Below are 4,855 nucleotides of genomic sequence, written 5' to 3' on the forward strand. Positions count from 1 at the left end.
TCGGCCGCGGTGCTCTCCAGCCAGGCGATGTAGGGCTCGGCTGCCGCGGCCATGCGTGTCGACGACGGACCCAGCCAGGTGCCGGTGGTCAGGTTGGTGATCGCGGTCTGGTATTGGGTGGCGGTGGCCTCCAAGTCGGCAGCCAGTCCATCCCATGCCGTCGCGGCCTCCAACAACGGACCAGACCCCGCGCCCTGGTACATCAGCGCGGAGTTGATCTCCGGAGGTATCAGCGAGAAGCTCATCGACTCACGACCCGATCGACCCCGCCGCCGTGTTGGTCGCCTCGGTCAGCGCGTAGGCGCTGGCGCCGGAGCGCAGTGCGGCCACCAACTGCTCGTGAACCTCTGCTGCCTGGGCGGCGATCTGCTGGTAGGTCAGGCCGTGCTGGCCGAACTGAGCAGCGGTCATCGCCGACACGAGGTCCGAAGCGGCCGGGGCCAGGCCCGTCGTCGGCGCGGCCGCCGCCGAGTTGCGCGCCGCCATCGCGTCGCCAATGCCGGACAGTGTGCCCGCAGCCCCCTGCAACACGTCTGGCTGTGTAGTTACGAACATCTTCTAAACCTTTCCCGCGACACGTCCGGCACTGACGCCAAACAGTACTTGAAGCTGGGCGTTGGATAGCCCTCCCCTAGAGCGATTGCCACACCTGGTGGCGCTGAAATCGTAAGCTTTTTTTGCGTTCTGCGATAGCCGAATCCAGGGAAACATCGGGGAAACCGGGTCGCCTTCAAACGTTACAGTCAATTCATTGCTTTTTCACAGGATTGAAGTGTCAGCGGAACGTAGTTAAGTCAGTGTCGGCTACGGTGTCGCGCCGCGCCCTGCCTGGCTGGTCAAGTCGGGGGCTGTATCGTTGCCGCGTGACTGGGCAGCCACCGAAGCTCTACATCTTTCCGCATGCCGGGGGATCGGCAGAATTTTACGTTCCCTTCGCCAAAGCCTTTGCCAGCGATATCAAACGCGTTGCCGTTCGCTATCCGGGGCGCGGTGGTAATCACGACCTCGGGTCCTTTACCACCATTTCCGATCTTGCCGACAAGGTTTGCCAGATGATCAAGCCACCCGACAATCCCGACGAAAAGGTGGCGTTCTTCGGCCACAGCATGGGCGGGTTGCTGGCGTTCGAGGTCGCCCGCCGGTTCGAGGCGGCCGGCAGCCCGATCGCCGCGCTGTTCGTCTCGGCAGTCGCCGCGCCCGGCAGAGTCGGCTACGAGCACGTACCCGAGTCCGACCAAGGGTTGCTCAACGCGGTGAGCGAGATGACCGGTGTCAACCCGGAGTTCCTGGAGAACGAGGAATTCGCGGCCAGCATCCTGCCGACGTTGCGCGGCCTCAAGGCGATCTCGAAATACGATTGCCCGCCCGAGGAGAAGTTGTCGTGCCCGATCTCCGCGTTCCTGGGCGACGACGATGAAGTGGCCACCTACGAGAAGGTGTTGCCCTGGTCGGAGCGCACGACATCTGAGTTCAGCCTGAAAGTTTTTCCCGGCCACCATTTTTATCTGACCGATCACATCGCCGAGCTTGTTGGCGAGATCGAGCCCAAGATCTTGTCCTCTTGTAGAGGTTAAGCGATCGGTGAATAAACGCTTGTTGTCAAAATTGCTGACGCAATCGAAATCCGCAAACAGCATCATTACCTGCCCGCAAGTGTTTATGTGACTAATGAATTGGACCTCACGACCGGTAACTTGGACAGCTTGGCCAACCTGAGATCTGCGCGAGATAGCCGGCCGGCACAACGGGCGGCTGAAGCAGGGCGTCTAAGAAAAAAGTGAATAACACCACACCCGGTCACCGGGCGTGGCGCAACCCAGCAAACCCCTCTCTCAGCGAGGTTTCGAACGGGAAGCCTCCAGTCGGCAGGCCGGATCGGCGCTGGGGCCGCTGCCTCGGTGCGAGGCAGGCGCTACCACCGCAGCAAATGCCATGGCTACCATGGGAAAGGTTTCCGCAAAGTGTTCAAGTATTTGCAGTCGTGCAAATTAACTGACCGTCGGGTAAGGTAAGGCCGTCGCGACCGGAGAGTGGACGCCTCCGGGAGTGATCCACATAGCAAACCTATGGTCACTGCAATGACGCAGGCCCGAACGCGGCTTCTGTTTGGCGCGCGTATTACATTCTTGGTTTTTTGATCCGAGGTGTGCGAGGCCCCTGTTAATCTCGTGCATCACAAGCGCCCGTCTAGTTGTTGTCCCGGGGCTCTAGATTTTGAGGGGTGGTGTCCCGATGGCAGTAAGCGATGCCTCGATTGCCGCAGTGCTGCGGGAGTGGGCCCGGCAGCAGCCCGATGCGCCGGCCTACACCTACATCGACTACGAGATCGACCCGGCCGGCTACTCCCAGAGGTTCACCTGGTCCGAGCTCTACGGCCGCGTGCAGGCGTTGGCCGCTGAGGTCGCGTCCTGCGGAGCGCCGGGGGACCGTGCGGCCATCCTCGCGCCGCAGGGCCTGGACTACGTCGTTGCGTTCTATGCCGCCTTGGAGGCCGGGTTCGTAGCCGTGCCGCTACCGGTCCCGCAGTTCGGCGCCCACGACGAGCGGGCCTCCGCGGCCCTGCAGGACTGCGCTCCCACGGTGCTGCTGACCACGACCGCCGTTGCCGACGACGTCGTCGGCTGCGCGCGTTTACTGCCCGGCAAGGCACCCGCGCTGATCGAGGTCGACAGCCTCGACCTCGAGGCGGAGCCGAACTTCCAGGCGCCTGCCGCGCCGCGGACTAAGAACGCGTTGCTGCAGTACACCTCCGGCTCGACGCGCGCGCCGGCGGCCGTGGTGGTCACCCACAAGAACATCCTGGCCAACTGCCAGCAGGTGCGGGAGGACTACTTCGAGGCCGAGGGTGCGGTTCCGCCGTCGGACACCACGCTGGTGTCCTGGCTGCCGGTCTATCACGACATGGGTTTGCTGCTGGGCATCACCGGTGCGCTGACCATGGGCCTGCATTCGGTGTTGATGAGCCCGATGGCGTTTTTGCAGCGTCCCGCCCGGTGGGTTCAGCAGATGGCCGAGAACACCCGCGTCTTCACCGCGGTGCCGAACTTCGCCTTCGAACTGGCCGCGCGTCGAACCACCGACGAGGACATGGCCGGGCTGGACCTGGCCGGCGTACACACCATCCTGTCCGGCAGCGAGCGGGTCCACGCGGCGACGATCCGGCGTTTCACCGACCGGTTCGCCGAGTACGGCTTCCCGGCCACCTCGCTGAAGCCGTCGTACGGCCTGGCCGAGGCCATGGTGTACGTGAACTCCTCCGGCCCGGGCCGTCCCCCGACGGTCGCGACCTTCGACTATGAGAAGTTGTCCGCCGGCCACGCCGAGGCATGCGACAACGAGACCGGAGTCGAGCTGGTCAGCGTCGGTATCCCGCGCGCATCGACGATTCGCATCGTCGACCCGGATACCCGGATCGAGAACCCGGCCGGCATGGTCGGCGAGATTTGGCTGCATGGCGATAACATCGCCGCCGGTTACTGGCGCAAGCCGCAACAGACGCAGAAGACCTTCGGAGGTCAGCTCGTCGACCCGTCCAGCGGCACCCCACTGGGCCCGTGGCTTCGCACCGGCGACCTGGGCACCATCTACGACGGCGAGCTGTTCATCATCGGCCGTATCAAGGACCTGCTGATCGTCGACGGGCGTAACCACTACCCCGACGACATCGAGGCGACCACTCAGGAGATCAGCGGCGGCCGTGTCGCGGCGATTTCCGTCGAGGAAGGTCGCACCGAGCGGCTGATCGTGATCGCGGAAATGAAGAACCGGGGCAACTCCGAGGAGATGCAGGAGCGGCTTCGTGCCGTGAGAGCGCAAGTGACGTCTGCGATTTCGAAGGCGCATGGTCTGCGGGTGGCTGACCTCGTGTTGGTTCCGGCCGGCTCCATTCCGATCACCACCAGCGGGAAGATCCGCCGTTCATCGTGTGTTGAGGTCTACCAACAGGACGACTTCAGCCGTTTGGATTCCACCGCGTGACGTCTGTCGGCTATGCCGACAGACGCACATAGTGGGGTCCGGACGGCTTTACACCGCAGCGGGAGTAAAGCCAGTGTCACCAAACGAATTTTCGATACCTGCTGTGCAGGGGGGGTGGGTTCGGCAACAGCCGAGTGGCGGTAACATCAGTCACTCCGGCTGGGATGACCGTTGTGGGCGCGACGAAGCGAACCGACTGGATACGCCCGGATGACATCGGTCGGCGACGCCGCGTATCTCGCACACGATGTCCCATATGAACAACTTTCCGACGGACCGGGGGGAGCGCGATGACTGCTGCACCGTCGGACCGTCGGGCCATCATCACCGAGGCGTTGCGCAAGATCGACGACCTGACCGCGCGTCTGGAGATCGCCGAAAAGGGCGACACCGAGCCGATCGCCGTGGTGGGAATGGGTTGCCGGCTACCGGGCGGTGCAGACAGTCCCGACAAGTTCTGGCGGCTGCTGCAGGACGGCGGCAACGGCATCGTCGGCGTCCCGTCGGGACGCTGGGACGCTGACGCCTTCTACTCCGACGACCACTCGGTGCCGGGCACGATCGTCAGCAAAGAGGGCGGCTTTCTCACCTCCTGGCGTCCCGATGAGTTCGACGCCGAGTTCTTCGGCATCTCCCCGCGTGAGGCCGCAGCGATGGACCCGCAGCAGCGGCTGTTGCTCGAAGTCACTTGGGAGGCACTGGAAAACGCGGGAATCACCGCGCCGATGATCCGCGGCACCCAGACTTCGGTGTTCGTCGGGATGACCACCTACGACTACACCCTGACCCTGGCCGGTCGGCTGCCGCCGGAAGAGGTCGACCCGCACGTCCCGTTCGGGAACGCCGCGAACTTTGCTGCCGGACGCCTGTCCTATTT

At 63.8% G+C, this 4,855-nt stretch carries 5 protein-coding genes; 3 read left to right on the plus strand and 2 right to left on the minus strand.

Annotated elements, in window-relative coordinates; genetic code table 11:
- Both VGH54_RS22910 and VGH54_RS22915 read right to left on the minus strand, forming a co-directional pair.
- Positions 1 to 245 (minus strand): PPE family protein (locus tag VGH54_RS22910; protein ID WP_331514393.1); only part of this gene is annotated, 245 nt, incomplete at its 3' end.
- Between the two features lie 4 nt (positions 246 to 249).
- Positions 250 to 555, minus strand: a complete 306-nt coding sequence (locus tag VGH54_RS22915; RefSeq protein ID WP_331514394.1) for a PE family protein — start codon at positions 553 to 555, stop codon at positions 250 to 252.
- Positions 556 to 863: 308 nt separating this feature from the next.
- On the opposite strand from VGH54_RS22915, the gene VGH54_RS22920 reads away from it, so the two are divergent.
- The 3 genes from VGH54_RS22920 to VGH54_RS22930 form a co-directional block, all read left to right on the plus strand.
- Positions 864 to 1,574 (plus strand): thioesterase II family protein, encoded by a 711-nt coding sequence (locus tag VGH54_RS22920; RefSeq protein WP_331514395.1) that lies wholly within the window; start codon positions 864 to 866, stop codon positions 1,572 to 1,574.
- Between the two features lie 658 nt (positions 1,575 to 2,232).
- Positions 2,233 to 3,978 carry an AMP-binding protein gene (locus VGH54_RS22925; protein ID WP_331514396.1) on the plus strand — a complete coding sequence of 582 codons (1,746 nt, stop codon included), beginning with the start codon at positions 2,233 to 2,235 and terminating at the stop codon, positions 3,976 to 3,978.
- Positions 3,979 to 4,268: 290 nt separating this feature from the next.
- Positions 4,269 to 4,855, plus strand: a 587-nt coding sequence (locus VGH54_RS22930) for a polyketide synthase (protein ID WP_331514397.1), incomplete at its 3' end; no start/stop codon positions are given.

Source organism: Mycobacterium sp. (genome assembly GCF_036488105.1).
Lineage (GTDB): Bacteria > Actinomycetota > Actinomycetes > Mycobacteriales > Mycobacteriaceae > Mycobacterium.

Bases quoted from the DNA above. Each gene is read 5' to 3' on its own strand.
- VGH54_RS22915 (WP_331514394.1), bottom strand. From the start codon at position 555: ATGTTCGTAACTACACAGCCAGACGTGTTGCAGGGGGCTGCGGGCACA.
- VGH54_RS22925 (WP_331514396.1), top strand. From the start codon at position 2,233: ATGGCAGTAAGCGATGCCTCGATTGCCGCAGTGCTGCGGGAGTGGGCC.